Origin of the sequence: [Phormidium] sp. LEGE 05292, from assembly GCF_015207735.1 — a bacterium.
Classification (GTDB): Bacteria; Cyanobacteriota; Cyanobacteriia; order Cyanobacteriales; family Aerosakkonemataceae; genus Floridanema.
The window spans coordinates 42,062-55,520 of record NZ_JADEWG010000009.1 but is presented as its reverse complement, the minus strand read 5'-3'; the positions used below and the strand labels follow the sequence as shown (position 1 = coordinate 55,520).

At 38.7% G+C, this 13,459-nt stretch carries 19 protein-coding genes; 16 read left to right on the top strand and 3 right to left on the bottom strand.

The genetic code is table 11. From position 1 onward, the window contains the following. Positions 1–5: 5 nt before the first annotated feature. Positions 6–1,808: a 3'-5' exonuclease gene (locus IQ264_RS04705; RefSeq protein ID WP_193979108.1), complete on the top strand. Its 1,803-nt coding sequence runs from the start codon at positions 6–8 to the stop codon at positions 1,806–1,808. On the opposite strand, the gene IQ264_RS04700 is transcribed toward IQ264_RS04705, so the two are convergent. Next, entirely contained in the window at positions 1,805–2,206 is a 402-nt protein-coding gene (locus IQ264_RS04700) for a hypothetical protein (protein WP_193979106.1), read from the bottom strand. The two genes, IQ264_RS04705 and IQ264_RS04700, sit on opposite strands and share 4 nt — an antisense overlap. A 93-nt stretch (positions 2,207–2,299) precedes the next feature. Between IQ264_RS04700 and IQ264_RS04695 the strand changes: the two genes are divergently transcribed. The 6 genes from IQ264_RS04695 to IQ264_RS04670 all read left to right on the top strand — a co-directional run bounded on the left by IQ264_RS04695 (position 2,300) and on the right by IQ264_RS04670 (position 7,427). After that, positions 2,300–2,959 carry a hypothetical protein gene (locus tag IQ264_RS04695; RefSeq protein WP_193979104.1) on the top strand — a complete coding sequence of 220 codons (660 nt, stop codon included), beginning with the start codon at positions 2,300–2,302 and terminating at the stop codon, positions 2,957–2,959. Next, complete coding sequence (gene holA / locus IQ264_RS04690) at positions 2,950–3,906, top strand: DNA polymerase III subunit delta (protein WP_193979101.1); 957 nt, start codon at positions 2,950–2,952, stop codon at positions 3,904–3,906. The genes IQ264_RS04695 and holA overlap by 10 nt, the downstream gene beginning before the upstream one ends. A gap of 9 nt (positions 3,907–3,915) precedes the next feature. Further along, entirely contained in the window at positions 3,916–4,239 is a 324-nt protein-coding gene (locus IQ264_RS04685) for a hypothetical protein (protein WP_193979099.1), read from the top strand. Continuing rightward, on the top strand, positions 4,200–5,153 hold the full coding sequence (locus IQ264_RS04680) for a DNA polymerase III subunit delta' (RefSeq protein ID WP_193979097.1): 954 nt from the start codon (positions 4,200–4,202) through the stop codon (positions 5,151–5,153). The genes IQ264_RS04685 and IQ264_RS04680 overlap by 40 nt, the downstream gene beginning before the upstream one ends. 66 nt (positions 5,154–5,219) lie before the next feature. After that, positions 5,220–6,494 carry a DNA polymerase III subunit beta gene (gene dnaN / locus IQ264_RS04675; RefSeq protein ID WP_193979095.1) on the top strand — a complete coding sequence of 425 codons (1,275 nt, stop codon included), beginning with the start codon at positions 5,220–5,222 and terminating at the stop codon, positions 6,492–6,494. Between the two features lie 84 nt (positions 6,495–6,578). Further along, entirely contained in the window at positions 6,579–7,427 is an 849-nt protein-coding gene (locus IQ264_RS04670; protein ID WP_193979093.1) for a bifunctional DNA primase/polymerase, read from the top strand. 6 nt (positions 7,428–7,433) lie between these two features. Here the strand turns inward: IQ264_RS04670 and IQ264_RS04665 are convergent, their stop codons facing one another. Continuing rightward, positions 7,434–7,838, bottom strand: coding sequence for a helix-turn-helix domain-containing protein (locus IQ264_RS04665; RefSeq protein ID WP_193979091.1), 405 nt, complete (start codon positions 7,836–7,838; stop codon positions 7,434–7,436). Between the two features lie 207 nt (positions 7,839–8,045). Here IQ264_RS04665 and IQ264_RS04660 point away from each other — a divergent pair, with 207 nt between their 5' ends. From IQ264_RS04660 to IQ264_RS04620, 9 genes are all read left to right on the top strand, one after another. Further along, positions 8,046–9,200: a ParB/RepB/Spo0J family partition protein gene (locus IQ264_RS04660; protein WP_193979090.1), complete on the top strand. Its 1,155-nt coding sequence runs from the start codon at positions 8,046–8,048 to the stop codon at positions 9,198–9,200. Between the two features lie 9 nt (positions 9,201–9,209). Further along, positions 9,210–9,434 (top strand): hypothetical protein, encoded by a 225-nt coding sequence (locus IQ264_RS04655; protein ID WP_193979088.1) that lies wholly within the window; start codon positions 9,210–9,212, stop codon positions 9,432–9,434. Between the two features lie 70 nt (positions 9,435–9,504). Next, positions 9,505–9,825 (top strand): hypothetical protein, encoded by a 321-nt coding sequence (locus IQ264_RS04650; RefSeq protein WP_193979086.1) that lies wholly within the window; start codon positions 9,505–9,507, stop codon positions 9,823–9,825. Positions 9,826–9,845: 20 nt separating this feature from the next. Beyond that, entirely contained in the window at positions 9,846–10,076 is a 231-nt protein-coding gene (locus IQ264_RS04645) for a hypothetical protein (protein ID WP_193979084.1), read from the top strand. Positions 10,077–10,100: 24 nt separating this feature from the next. After that, positions 10,101–10,682 (top strand): siphovirus Gp157 family protein, encoded by a 582-nt coding sequence (locus IQ264_RS04640; protein ID WP_193979082.1) that lies wholly within the window; start codon positions 10,101–10,103, stop codon positions 10,680–10,682. Then, entirely contained in the window at positions 10,679–10,939 is a 261-nt protein-coding gene (locus IQ264_RS04635; protein ID WP_193979080.1) for a hypothetical protein, read from the top strand. The genes IQ264_RS04640 and IQ264_RS04635 overlap by 4 nt, the downstream gene beginning before the upstream one ends. A gap of 154 nt (positions 10,940–11,093) precedes the next feature. After that, complete coding sequence (locus IQ264_RS04630; protein ID WP_193979079.1) at positions 11,094–11,996, top strand: DUF5895 domain-containing protein; 903 nt, start codon at positions 11,094–11,096, stop codon at positions 11,994–11,996. A 313-nt stretch (positions 11,997–12,309) separates the two neighbouring features. Further along, complete coding sequence (locus tag IQ264_RS04625; protein ID WP_228061288.1) at positions 12,310–12,588, top strand: hypothetical protein; 279 nt, start codon at positions 12,310–12,312, stop codon at positions 12,586–12,588. 181 nt (positions 12,589–12,769) lie between these two features. Next, positions 12,770–13,000, top strand: coding sequence for a hypothetical protein (locus IQ264_RS04620; protein WP_193979076.1), 231 nt, complete (start codon positions 12,770–12,772; stop codon positions 12,998–13,000). A gap of 157 nt (positions 13,001–13,157) precedes the next feature. Here IQ264_RS04620 and IQ264_RS04615 read toward each other — a convergent pair whose 3' ends face one another. After that, on the bottom strand, positions 13,158–13,391 hold the full coding sequence (locus tag IQ264_RS04615) for a hypothetical protein (RefSeq protein ID WP_193979074.1): 234 nt from the start codon (positions 13,389–13,391) through the stop codon (positions 13,158–13,160). Positions 13,392–13,459: the final 68 nt, after the last annotated feature.

The window sequence follows — 13,459 nt, the reverse complement described above, 5'->3', positions numbered from 1 at the left end:
AAAATATGTACGACCATCGTCAATTTTGTCAGTTAATTGGTAAAGAAATGATTGTCCAAGAAGAGGAACTTGATATCTTTTATACTGACAATACAGCAAAACATGAATGGTTCCCAACTGTTCAACTTAAACCATACAATCAACTGCGTCAGGTGATTCTAGATATCGAAACTACAGGTTTAGATGCTACAAAAGAACGAATTATTGCGATTGGTTGTCTTAGAGAATCATTGGATGTACAAATCTTTATGCACGCAGATGAAGCGTATTTATTGCAAGAGTTTTTAGCTTATTTAGAATCAGTCAATCCTGAAGTGTTGTTAACTTACAATGGCATGGCTTTTGATTTACCATTCATCATTACCAGGCTGAATTTGTTAAATATCAAACATCATTTCCAGCTTTCAACTTCTTCTCGTCAAATTCCCAGTGCTCAAACTTTTGGTACGCCGATTAAAGTTAATGAAGTCAGCTATAAAAATAGCAATCATGTAGATGTTTATATCTGCGTATTGCGCTGGGATTTTATTACCAAATCTTTGACTCCTTCTTATTCTCTAAAAAATGTGGTGCTAGAAATGGGATTGAGGAAAGAACGGAGATTAACTCTATCCTACAATCAAATTCAAGAATGTTGGCAGCAAGGAGAGGGAAGTCAAGGATGGTTAACTATTCAACAATATTTGCAATTTGATTTAGAGGATACTAAATTAATTGCCGAACAGTTAGTTCCTAGCTATTGGTATGAATCGTTGATTGTAGCGGGAATGAATTTGCAACAATTAGCACTGGCTGGTAATGCGACTAAATGGCAACGGGTATTACAATCGTTTTATCCTGATGTTAAACCAAAAGCTGACTTGAAGGTGAAATTTGTCGGCGGATTGGTAATTTCAGTACCGGGATTGTACCGTAATATTGTCAAAATTGATGTGTCGAGCCTCTACCCTTCAATAATGCTCAAATATGGCATTTGTTCGCAAAAAGATGACAAAAGAGTTGCTTTAGATATTCTGGATTACTTAACCAAAGAAAGGCTGAAACTTAAAGCTAAAGGGAAACTTGGTGACATGGTAGCTAAACAAGCTGACAGTGCGCTAAAAGTGTTAATCAATTCCTTATTTGGCTTTTATGGTACGGGTGGAGTTGGCTTTAATGATATGGCAGCAGCGGCATTGGTAACAGCTTATGGTAGGCGGATTCTTCAGCATATTATATCGGTACTCAAATCGGTTGATGCCATTCAAATTGAATCGGATACTGATGGGGTATTCTTTAGCCATCCCACACCCCAATTAGTTTGGCAAACGGTATCTGATGCGATGCCTTCTGGGATTAATATTGAGTTAGAAACAACAGCTTTAGCTATGTTTGTTCCCAGCAAAGGTGCTAAAAATTATATATTGTGGCATCATGATGGTAGTATAACAAAAAAAGGGATTTGGAAAAAACGCGATCGCTCTCGTTTAGAAAAGGAATTCCCAGTTAACTACCTGACTCATTTCATAGAATCAGAAACAGCAGCAGAAGCATATTATCAACAACTGGAAAAAGTGATTTTATCTGGTAAACTGCCACTAGAAGAAATCCAAATTACTCGCAAGATTAGAGCTAATGAAAAAGTTTTGTTAGCTTTAGGTAAACCAGGGGATATTGTCACATTTTACCAGGGGATGAATGGAGTAACAGCAGCCGGAGAATATGCGGTGAATTACTACCTGAATTTGATGGCAAAAAAACGAAATGAAATTAGAACAGTTTTGGATGCTGACAAGGAAAGAAATTACACCCAACTGTCATTATTTTAATCTGGTTTACGAGTTAATTGTTCGATATCTTCTAGAGTTTGCAATACTAAACGTTTAGCTTGCAATCGCCATCCCCATTTTTGCACGGCGATGGCGATTGCAGCACCTGCAATAGTGGCAATATAATCAAGAGGTTGGGAGAGAGAAATACCAAATAGTAATCCCAAGCCTGCTATACCCCAGAATGGTAAAGCTACAGTCTGACGTTGTTTTTCTACCAGTTGACTCAAAAAATCTGTTGGCATTTCAGCAAGTAATGCTTCTTTGACTTGCTTTTGTTCAGTTGGGGTGACAGATAAGCCAATTTTTTGGCGGAGTTTTTCAATTTTTCGAGCATCGGTACTGTACTGAATCAATTCATCTTCTGCCATTAAAATTAAACGTTCGTATTGTGCCATATTCTACTCATTTGTAGGTTACAAGCTTTTAGCTTACGACTTTTTGGTACAGCTATCAACATCATCAAACATTTCGCTAACGCGAATAAATAAGTGAATGAACACTTAGGGAATGTTTCAATTGAAAATTTGAAGTTACTAGAAGAAGAAGCATTACTGGTTGCTCCTCATTCTAACTATTTCTATCCCATATCCAGATGGGTTGCGGAAATAATGGTAAACAAGGCAAATATCCAGCCAAATGCAACTGTATTAGAACCGAGTGCTGGTGCTGGTATCCTCTGCGAGTACATCCAAAAATGTAGTTCAAACTTGCATTGTGTAGAACAATTTTACCTCAATCAGCTAATCCTTACGCTCAAAGGATATTTAGTAGTTTGGGATGACTTCTTAACTTATTATCCCAGCAAGCTTTATTCAAGAATTATTGCCAATCCCCCATTTCCAGCACAGGAATTGCACATTACCCATGCTTATTATCACTGTTTAGCTCCAAGTGGACGACTGGTATTTTTGATGAGCAATGCTGCATTTGAAGCGAAACAGGGATATTACCAAAAGTTTAGGAAATGGTTTGAATTGGTAGGAGGAATCAGTATTCGGATGCCAGAAGAATTGTACGTAACAGCATCAAAAGGAAGTGATGTTAAATGTTATTTGGCAATCATCGATAAAATCGAACCCCATCCCTTACATCAAATTTATCGCATTAGAGAAGCACGTCCACCAAGAGGGTATTTTCTATGCCAGTAATCGTTTTATATGGAGAAGATGAATTTGCTACTTCCCTGGAAATTAACCAACTGCGGTCTAGCATTTGTCATCCCAACTGGTTAAACTTTAACTACACCAAAATCCCTCCTAGTCCCGAAGCATTAATGACAGGAATCACCATTGTTATGACTCGTCCTTGGGGTGAAGGAGGTCGTTTAGTTTGGTTACAAGATAATCGAGGAGAATGTAGTGAAAATCAACTGCAAGCTTGGTCAAATTGCCTGAAGAATTTATCTGCAACTAATACTCTATTACTGACTAGTAAAACCAAGCCAGATAGCAGGCTTAAATCAACCAAATTATTGCAGAAGTATGCCCAATTTAAAGAGTATCCTATCATTCCCATCTGGGCAACCGAACAACTAGCACAAAACGTGCAGAGAATAGCATCATCACTCAACATTAATCTTAGTTCTCAAGCAATTGAAGCATTAGTAGCAGCCGTAGGAAACGATACTCGATTATTGCACTCGGAATTACAAAAGTTAAGCCTTTATGTAGGTGATAGAACAATTGAAATAGAAGATGTCTTAACCTTGGTTTCTGCTAATACTAGTAGCAGTCTCAAATTGGCTAGCTTTATTCTGCAAAGAAATCTACCAGCTGCACTTAGTTGCGTGAATGATTTGCTCAATAGTAACGAACCTGGTTTGAGAATAGTTGCTACGCTGGTAACTCAATTTCGCACTTGGTTATGGGTGAAGCTGATGACACAACAAGGTGCATCTAACCAGTTGATTGCATCCGAAGCAGAAATCGGGAATCCTAATCGCATTTATTACCTGAAACAGGAAACTCAAAATTGCACAATCGAGCAATTAAAAGATGCTTTATCGGGTCTTTTAGAGTTAGAAATCATGCTCAAAAGCGGTCAGGATGCGCGAAATTCGCTCAGCTTTCAAATCCAGAAAATATGCAAGATTTAGGAGGATTGAATGAGTCACATCACTTACTTTCTGCCACCTTATCCCACCTCTCCGAAAGCGAAATTACTCTCAGCTATTGAGTATTTAGAATCGGAAGAATGTGGCGGAGAAATTCTGTTGTTATTAGCTGCCATTGCTGAGAGTACGATTTGGAGTGAGGAGTGCTATCAAAGATTTATTGATGTGGGAATGAGAGCAGCATTAGAATTATATGACAATTCTACCATAAATGCTGCTTACGAACAAACCCAAAAAGACCCCAATAATCCTAGAAATTGGCAAGCATTTGAGTTATGGAAACAACAGTCAACTGCCAACATTTCAGTTCAGTAATTGGTCAACCAACAGCTATCAAACTACTCAAAGCCAGCATTAATAGTAAGCGCATCCCTAATGCTTTTCTGTTTGCTGGTTTAAATGGTATAGGTAAGCGTTTGGCTGCCAAATGTTTAATTCAAGCATTGTTAATGTCTGCACAAACATCGGTTGATATTGCTGAACTTTCTAGCAACAAACATCCAGATATCTTATGGGTGATGCCTACCTATCAACAGCTAGATAAACTGCTAACCCAAACCGATGCTATCGCGCATGGAATTTACCGGAAAACTGCACCAGTAATTCGCATCTCTCAGGTGAGAGAATTAGTGGAATTTGCCGCTACTCAACCAATAATTGCCGCACAAAAAGTTGTCGTTATAGAATCAGCACATAGCTTAAATCATCAAGCAGCATCAGCATTACTAAAAACATTGGAGTCACCAATCAATACGTTGTTTATCTTGCTTACCTCTCGGATTCAAGAAGTATTACCAACCATTGTATCTAGGTGTCAGTTAATTCCTTTCCGTCGGTTATCGGATGATGATTTTGCTCGAGTTTTAACCCAAGTCGGAGAACAGCATATTTTGGATGACCCGATGTTACTCAACATGGCACAGGGAAGTCCTGGTGCAGCAATTTCATCTTATCAAATGCTGCAATCAATTCCTGAAGAAGTTATCCAACAATGTAGTAGTTTACCATCCAATTTAAGGGCAGCATTGTCATTGGCTAAAACAATTGACCATAGTTTAGAACACTCTCAGCAATTATGGTTAATTGATTATCTGCAATTCTTGTGGTGGCATTCCTATCACCGGGTTGACTTAATAGAAAAACTTGTCCAAGCTAAAGATGCACTCCTAAAATTAGCTCAAAATCGCTTAATTTGGGAGATTACATTAGCAAATACTATTGCAGGTTGAACGAGTAACTATCACAAATCTTTCTAGCTAACGCTAGGAGAATGTGATAGTTATTTCTCTTAACTTATGCCTCGGAAAAATCCCACACAAGTTCTAGAAAAGCCTACTGTTAACGAAGTAGTTCCATCCCCTGTTGAAGATGAAGAATTAACAATTGCTGAGGCCGAAATTAGCCAAGTTGATAGTCAATCAACCTCTAGCGATGAAGTTAAACTTAAATTTGAAGTAGAGGTAGAAACATTTAATTCTAAACTATCAACTGCCCTATTAGCAGTTCCGACTAAACCTACTCATCCTAGTTTAGGGAATGTATTAATTGCAGCAATCGACGGGCAAGTAAAGCTAACTGGATTTGATTATAACTTAGGAATTACAGTTAGTTGTGAAGCCAATGTAGAACATCAAGGGATGGTGATACTACCAGCCAAACTATTACAAAGTATCACCTCTCGCTTACCAGTTGGTAAACTAACAATTACAGCTAATGCTAAATCAGTTGTCAGCTTGTCTTGTGCTAGTGGTAAATACCAAATCAGAGGTGCAAATCCAGATGATTTTCCTACATTACCTGCACTAGATGCTAATAACCATAGCTTTCAGGTGAAACCATTGTTATTAGCAACTGCATTACGTTATGTGTTGTTTGCAGCAGCTACGGAGGAAACAAGACAGGTACTCACTGGGGTTCATTTACAATTTGATGCAGATAGCATTGAATTAGCTGCTACTGATAGTCACAGGTTGGCATTTGCTACTATCGCTAACCCTTATGTTGAAGATGAAGCTATTCCTGAGTTCAGTGTAACTATCCCAGCTAGCAAATTACAACAATTAGAAAGGATTCTCTCAGAAACTACTGCTCATACTATCAGTTTAGCATTTGATGAAAGCAAAGCTTGGTTAACGATTGGTACAACCGAGTTAGTCATGCGATTATTAGCTGGGGAATATGCTCAGTATCGACAGTTGATTCCTCAACAACAACAAACAACTGTTCGTTTTGAACGCAAGCAGTTGATAAGTTTGTTGGAGCGTTTGGCAGTGCTTACTGATAAGAATTATGTGGTTGTGGCTGATATCAATCAATCAGAACAATCAATACAATTAACTGTCGAAACAGCAAATTGGGGTAGTGGTGTTGAGGTAATAGAAGCATTGGTGACTGGTCAAAGTTTACGGATTGGTTTGAATATTAAGTATCTGCTAGAAGGTTTGAAAAAATTGGATACTGCTTGGGTAGAATTGCTACTGGATGAACCAACTACTCCCATAATTATCTCGCCAGTAGAAAGCTTGATTCCGACAACTCAAGTATTGATGCCGATTGAAATCAAGCATTAGGTAGCAATTCATCAGCAGCCAGAATTATAGTTTTAGCTAATTTTGGCTGCTAATTTTCACTTCAATTAAAATGTATTCAACCCAATGACTAACAATCTGACACAAAGGTTGTTACAAGGTCTGTCGTTGATTCCTAGTAGTTGGTCAATTGTGCCGACTAATGGAAATAAACAACCTTTAGGCTACAAATGGCAACAAAACCCATTTCATAAAGATGAATTAATCGGACAATTGCAATCAACAGGTGGAGTAAAAGTTCGCAATCAAGCAGGTAATCAAGTGCGTGTTTATCCTCAAGGAATAGGTGTATTAACAGGTCGGGGAATGGTTGCTCTAGATGTTGATGGTAGTTCGGCAATGAAGGTATTACAAACAATCACCAAGGGAAATATGCCACAAACTGTCGCATTTACTAGCGGTAAACCAGGGCGTTGTCAGTACCTATTTTCGATTCCTGATGGTACTGAAATTAGATCGCGGCGCATTAAAGCACCAATGTCAGGTGAAGCTTTAGAAATTAGAGGTGCGGGGATGATGTCAGTTTTACCACCTTCTGTGCATCCTCAGACTGGGAGATATCGTTGGGTAGTTAGTCCGGTAGAATGCACAGTTGCTACTGTTCCTAAATGGTTGAATCAGTTAATCCCAAAATCTTCTAAGTCTGCACCGCAATTGACAGTTAAGAATCAGCGAATCGCTGCTTTGTTAGCTCAACTAGCACCTTGGAGAGCAGATGATTACAATGAGTGGATTCGGATTGGCATGGCATTACATTCTTACTCGCCATCGTTGTTACCAGAGTGGGATTGGTGGAGTCAACAATCATCAAAATATCAGCCTGGTGAATGTACGCAAAAATGGGCTACTTTTCATCCTACTAGAATTAGCATTGGCACGTTGTTTTATTTGGCTCGAATCGATTCTGGGATTTAAGTAGGTTTAACTAGCAGATATACTCTTATTAGCTAAGAGTGCAGCAGAGGATGCAATTAAAGAGACAATCTCTGTTGGTTCCAGCAAGGAAATATCTGCCAAAATCTCTTCTAAAGTTGGCTTACGTCTTTGCCACTCAGGAATACCCGCTCCTTGTCGATACTCTTGTAAAGAGATTTTTCCCTCTAAATAAGTCAGTAAGGTTTCTGGTGTACCGCCGCTGACTTGCGCTAAAACTTTAAAATTATTTGAAGTAGGGTCTGGTAAATTTACACCATTAAGCCACCGATTCACAGTTGCATTGCTAACTCCCAAAGCTCGACTAAGGGAAGTCTGATTCCAGCTTCCTTCACGTAAAAGTTGCTCAATTAGACAACTCAAAAGTAGTTGCCGACTTGGGAGAGATCTCACCAGCTACCTTCCCTTTCGATAACCAAGTACGTCTTATTCTGCCATAAATTCCTCATTTGCGTCCAAAAGCCTGTGTTGTATGAAGAACTAATCTCTCTTGTTTACAAGTGTAAAATATAGTGTACACTTGTAAGAAAATGAAATCAGAATTGCCGGAAAGCTTTTTTTTAATAATTACTTGAGTACAAGTTTTGTCAGGAGAAAAATTTGCATTCTGCACTGCCTAATGCTGCTAATCTTGCCTCTGAATCTACGTTTGGGGTAGATCCTCATACCCTGCAACCGCATCCTCGTAATGCTTTTATTTATGGAGAAGAGGAAGATATTTCTGAATTAGTGGCATTAATTGAGTCTTCTGGTTGGGTAAAACCGTTGGTAATTACTCCCAATAGAACCATTATTTCTGGTCATCGTCGATGGAAGGCAGTACTAACTTTAGGATGGCATTCTGTAGGAGTGGAAGTTAGGGAGTTTCAGACGGAAGCAGAGGAATTGGAGGCATTACTTTTAGAAAATGCTAGCCGGGAAAAGACTGTGGAGCAAAAGGTGAGAGAAGGAAAAGCTTGGGAGGTTGTGGAAAGGGAGAAGGCCAAAAAAAGGCAAGTCGAACTGGCGGGAAATCATCGGCGAAGAAAAACATCCGACCTTGTGGCAAATTTGCCACAAGGTCGGGAGACAGGAAAAACGAGGGAGCGGGTATCTGCTCGTGTTGGTATGAAAGCGCGTACTTACTCGAAAGCTTCTCAGGTGGTAGATTTAATCGATAGCGAGTTCAGCCAAGGTAACTCAGAAGTGGCTCTTGCATTGCGTCAGGTGTTAAATCTTCAAAGTGTAGATGCAGCTTACCAACTGCTCAAACAACCATCCCAAAAGCGTCAGCAAATATTATCTGCTCATACGGGTGGCAAATTAAAGTTAACAAAACTAATGTCCCAAAAGCCATTCGACTCTGATTTGGCAGTGGAAAATTCTGACACAACTTCCCCAGAAGTAGATGGGATAAAATCTTTGGCGGTAGGCGATGTAGTTTTCATCAATATAACCTGGCAAGAGAAAGCGGGAATTCCTGAAAGAAAATGGAATGGATTTTGGGGAGTAGTACAGTCAAATAACATGGGGATAAAAGTCAATATGGGAGTTGAGGTAATTAATGTAAAATCTAGTGATTTAAAATCAGTCGATTTAGCTGATGAACAATTAAGTCAGTTGCCAGAAGTAGCAGAGCGAATTCTCCGACTCCGCATGGCTCAATTGGATGAATTGGAAGTAACTATGTTAAATTTTATGCAACAACAAGTTTTATTTACTTCTAGGCAGTTAGATTATTTAGAATATATGGAAAGCTTACATTCAAAAGATTAATTCATAGTGATGATGAAACCGGAACATTTAGAACCAATTGAGAACGCTTCTGAAGCTGATGCCGCCGTAATATCTCAGCGAATTCGTCAGCTAGCGAACAAAGTTTATCAGGATTTTGACCCAACTCATGCAGCAGCATTGGAAGCATTTGCCAGGTTGTCTAATCCGGCAAGTCTAACATCAAAACAAAAACGTTTGTTAGCTTTTCTCGAAACTGAATATGGCATTAAGTAAAGATATCTCGCATCAAACATAATTCTTTCACTGACGTGAGGAAAGAAAAGAATTACATAAAAATATCTGAATGAAGCCGCCACAATTTATTCAACTGGAAATCAACTTTTCTGTACTCAAAGTTGGCACAAAAGTTCAGGTCAAAGGTTATGATGGCTATCAGTTTATCGATTTAACAGGTACGGTGGGCGTGGTAGATTTATACTGCCAAAAAACAGGTGATTATTTAATCTATTTTCCCAAACGTAACGGACTCGTACCCAACAGCAATTTGATTTTACCTTACAAGCGCAATCAATTAACAGTTATCCCAGGTCGCGGAAGATGTAGTTGGGAGAAAATTGTGGAAACTCATCAAAGAAAAAACCGCTCACGCTCTTCAGAAAAGTGAAGTCATTGAGTGTGAATAATATGTTATCAAAAAGCATTTTACCTGTTGGAGAAAGCACAATTGCACCATTAACAACAGAAGAAGAAACGGCACTTAATCAGTGGTACGACGAATTAGATAGTCAATGGTTAACTGCTATTGATGACCCGCAATCGCCAGAATACCAAGCATTAGTAGAAATGGAAGCTCAGATGTTAGCAGAACAGGAATATTATCACGACCAATTCCTGTATGCCGACCGCTTAGTGTAACCATGAACAACGGAATATATTCCTATGAATGCCACCTCATCTTTGAGTGAAACTAACATCAATCGTGCTACTTTAGCACAGCTATCTATTAGTGCTGCTGAACTATGGCAACAACTGGAAAACTGTCCAGAAGATACAGATTTAACTGATGTTTACTCCCAACTATTAGACATCCAGAATGCTAGTGAAGCCAAGATAGATGCTATTGCTTTTGTTGCTGACCAATTGAAGTTGGATTTAGAAATCTGGGAAGAAAGAGTGAAGCGAATTACCCAGTTGTATACAAACATCATTCAAAGACGACGTAATCAATTGAACAGTCTGAAAGCTTACTTGTTGGGATTGTACAAACTCGGATTGTTACCAGAGCAAGTGGTAGGCACAGAGCGGCGGATTGATTTTCAAAATAGTCCACCTTCTGTTGTGCTGACAGTAGAACCTGAAAGCTTGCCTCCCGAATTTCAAGCCGTGAAAGTTAGTGCCAAAAATTCCGAAATTATGGCGGCTCATAAAGCAGGTGAAGATGTCAGTAAATTTGCCCAGATTACTACAGAAAAGCACGTCCGATTTCGTCATTTAACTAAGTCTTCTAGAGGTAAGAAATGAACATTTCTAAAACTACTTTCATTAGTTTAACATCCAACAGTTGCACTAGCTGTATTACCGCAGATAATACAGTTAATTTGTATCTGCATAACCAAAATGAATCAATCATCATTCAGTTTGTGCCAGAGAATTTGCCAACTGTCCAAGCTTTAGTAGTAGCTTTGCAAGAACTACAAACTAAAATTCGGCATTGGCAGATTCAAAAATTGCAAGAACAACTGCCCAAGAATGGTCAATTAGCTGATAACGAGTTTTAAGGGGGCAGAGGGTAGGTCAATAAGTTTTAAGTTTTGAGTTTTGAGTTATGAGTTTTTAACTTAAAACTTAAAACTTAAAACTCATAACTATTACTCCCTGCCCCTAGAAGTGCTAACGCACGTAGATGAAAGAAGTTTTTCTCTTTAACGACTTATGCCTACAAAAAACAGCAAGACAACCGAACCTGTAACTGCTACAGAAAATACAGTTGATGAAACAACAATTGACCCGCGTTTAACACAGTTTATTGCCGCCGAATTTAGTGGTAAATTAACTACCTTAGCTATCTGTCAAATCCTCAATGAAAAGACACCAACTTCGGTGGGATTGTTCATCAAAGAGAAGAATTTAGCATTAATTGATTGGCGAGGTGAAGAAGCAAATTACGAACATACTTTTTCTAGCGGTACAGTAGAAAAAGGAGTGCTATTCAAATCGCCACGAATGCACATTTTGGCTAAATCTGACCGTTATGTGCAAATGCGAGAAACTGGAGAAATTGTTGCTAACTACGAAACAGCAGAAGGTCGTGCTAAATATGAAGAGATTAATTCTGACCCCAAGAAACCAGCAACTTTGCGCTCGTTTTACATTATTTATTTAGTAGACGACAATAACTGTTTTCTGCATTCTGTACCTTTGGTGTTATCAGTGCATGGGGTGGCAGCTGCCAGATTTGGTGAAGCGTATAATCAATTTAAAGTGCAGATGGAAATCGCTTATGCCAAAGCAATGGGAACTGGATATCGCAGTCTGAATGATAGATTCCACTGCTTAACAGTTTTCCATCCCACTTTTAAACCATCATTGGAACCACCTAATGGTGATAAGAAATCTTGGGTAGCAATCCCAGAAATGGTGGCGATTCCTAATCAAATTAATCCGGTTGGTAAGTTCATATCTCTAGATAAACAAGAGGAATTATGGACTTTAGCAGGTGAAGCAGCTAACTTTAGTAAACATCTTCTCAAAGCTGCTGATACTCTTGATGAGGCAACGACAAATGTGATTGCACCACAAACGGTGGATACTTCTGCATTTGCTGTTGATGAATAAAGCCCAATTTCGCTGTTAATCAGTTCTCCAGAACTGGGTTGGCAATCCTATGACTTCTAGTATACAGAAGTTCTGGGATTGTCTATCTTTACTGTTAGTTGTAGTAATATTCTACTGTTTGCTGTTGCTGGAGAGTTGGTCAGATGCCTAAAAAAAGCCAAAACAATCTTCAGGAGAAACTCCCCCGAAAAAACACAAATTTTTTCTCAATCCCTATACAGATTGTGCGTTTACTAAATGCCCAAAATGTGAAACAAAAACTAAAGTTCGCAAATTTATCTTGGTTATTCATATCAAACCACAGCAGTTGTTTTTGCTCAATAAACAATGTAAATACTGTGCCAACTGTGATTTGATTATTGCTAAAAAGCAGGAAATAGAATCGTTAATGGCTTTTGGATTCAGTTCAACAAATCCTCAAATCGTAGGCAACGATTATTTGGTGATGGGAACAATAGACAGAAAAGATTGGCAAGCAAATAATCAAGATTCAGTTCCTCCATCAGAGATTATCAAGCGAATGTTTATTTTCCAAGATGAATGGAATTTTGAAGTAATTCCGGCTGGATGGTATCTTAGTGAATCAACATAACTTGCTCTGACTAGCCACCAGCACGAATCAAATAATCAAAAATTCCCGTGCCGACATTTTTTTTCTAAAGTGTCCATAGTCTGCTGAAAGTTATCATAAGAAAATATTTATCATGCAATAAATATGAAATTTATTAAAGCTCACGCTTATCAAAGAGGGAAAATTACACCAAACCCTCTTCATGTATCCCGAATATTACGAAGAATTCCACTACGTTGACCGAGCAACAGAACCAGTAGAACGCGAAATTCTACCGATTGCAGAAAGGATTCAAAATCAAAACTTATGGCATAGTAATGATTGGTATTACTATGACAAAGGTAAAGTAGATGGAGATTTAGGGATTCCCTCGCAATCGGAGAATCCTTTCTACCAAATGGGTTACAAAAAAGCCCAAGCAAAGTATCAGTGAAGGTGTTAGGAGATAGGGTGTGGGGTGTGGGGAAGATTTAGTCAATTAACCAGCACAAAACCATTATCAATCGTTCCTCCTCCAATAGGGTAAGTCCAAAATTTTTCCCGACACCCGACACCCGACACCCGACACCCCAATCTTTTGTGCTGCTAATTCAAAAATCATCATTATTAACAGAACTTCCTTCAGGTGGTGGATTCTGTTCTAACCATTCTTCAAACGCTCTTTGTTCTTCCAACCAAGCTGCTTCCCTTTGTTCGGCAATAACAGCTTGTCCGCACAGTTCATCAATATCTACTGTACCATCTGCTAGTAAGTCACCTAAGTTATCAGAATGCCACCGAGAAACAGGTAATTGAATTGGCTTTTTTGGTTCACTATTACTCATAATTAATCCGCTATCTTTTACTAACTTAAACCTAAATTCTATATTAACAAACCACAGTAAATTTGAAC

Excerpts from the sequence above, each read along its gene's own strand:
- IQ264_RS04635 (WP_193979080.1), top strand. The coding sequence starts at position 10,679 with ATGAACATTTCTAAAACTACTTTCATTAGTTTAACATCCAACAGTTGC.
- dnaN (WP_193979095.1), top strand. The coding sequence starts at position 5,220 with ATGCCTCGGAAAAATCCCACACAAGTTCTAGAAAAGCCTACTGTTAAC.
- IQ264_RS04640 (WP_193979082.1), top strand. The coding sequence starts at position 10,101 with ATGAATGCCACCTCATCTTTGAGTGAAACTAACATCAATCGTGCTACT.
- IQ264_RS04650 (WP_193979086.1), top strand. The coding sequence starts at position 9,505 with ATGAAGCCGCCACAATTTATTCAACTGGAAATCAACTTTTCTGTACTC.
- IQ264_RS04630 (WP_193979079.1), top strand. The coding sequence starts at position 11,094 with ATGCCTACAAAAAACAGCAAGACAACCGAACCTGTAACTGCTACAGAA.
- IQ264_RS04620 (WP_193979076.1), top strand. The coding sequence starts at position 12,770 with ATGTATCCCGAATATTACGAAGAATTCCACTACGTTGACCGAGCAACA.
- IQ264_RS04670 (WP_193979093.1), top strand. The coding sequence starts at position 6,579 with ATGACTAACAATCTGACACAAAGGTTGTTACAAGGTCTGTCGTTGATT.
- holA (WP_193979101.1), top strand. The coding sequence starts at position 2,950 with ATGCCAGTAATCGTTTTATATGGAGAAGATGAATTTGCTACTTCCCTG.
- IQ264_RS04700 (WP_193979106.1), bottom strand. The coding sequence starts at position 2,206 with ATGGCACAATACGAACGTTTAATTTTAATGGCAGAAGATGAATTGATT.
- IQ264_RS04685 (WP_193979099.1), top strand. The coding sequence starts at position 3,916 with ATGAGTCACATCACTTACTTTCTGCCACCTTATCCCACCTCTCCGAAA.
- IQ264_RS04705 (WP_193979108.1), top strand. The coding sequence starts at position 6 with ATGTACGACCATCGTCAATTTTGTCAGTTAATTGGTAAAGAAATGATT.
- IQ264_RS04615 (WP_193979074.1), bottom strand. The coding sequence starts at position 13,391 with ATGAGTAATAGTGAACCAAAAAAGCCAATTCAATTACCTGTTTCTCGG.
- IQ264_RS04655 (WP_193979088.1), top strand. The coding sequence starts at position 9,210 with ATGATGAAACCGGAACATTTAGAACCAATTGAGAACGCTTCTGAAGCT.
- IQ264_RS04680 (WP_193979097.1), top strand. The coding sequence starts at position 4,200 with ATGGAAACAACAGTCAACTGCCAACATTTCAGTTCAGTAATTGGTCAA.
- IQ264_RS04645 (WP_193979084.1), top strand. The coding sequence starts at position 9,846 with ATGTTATCAAAAAGCATTTTACCTGTTGGAGAAAGCACAATTGCACCA.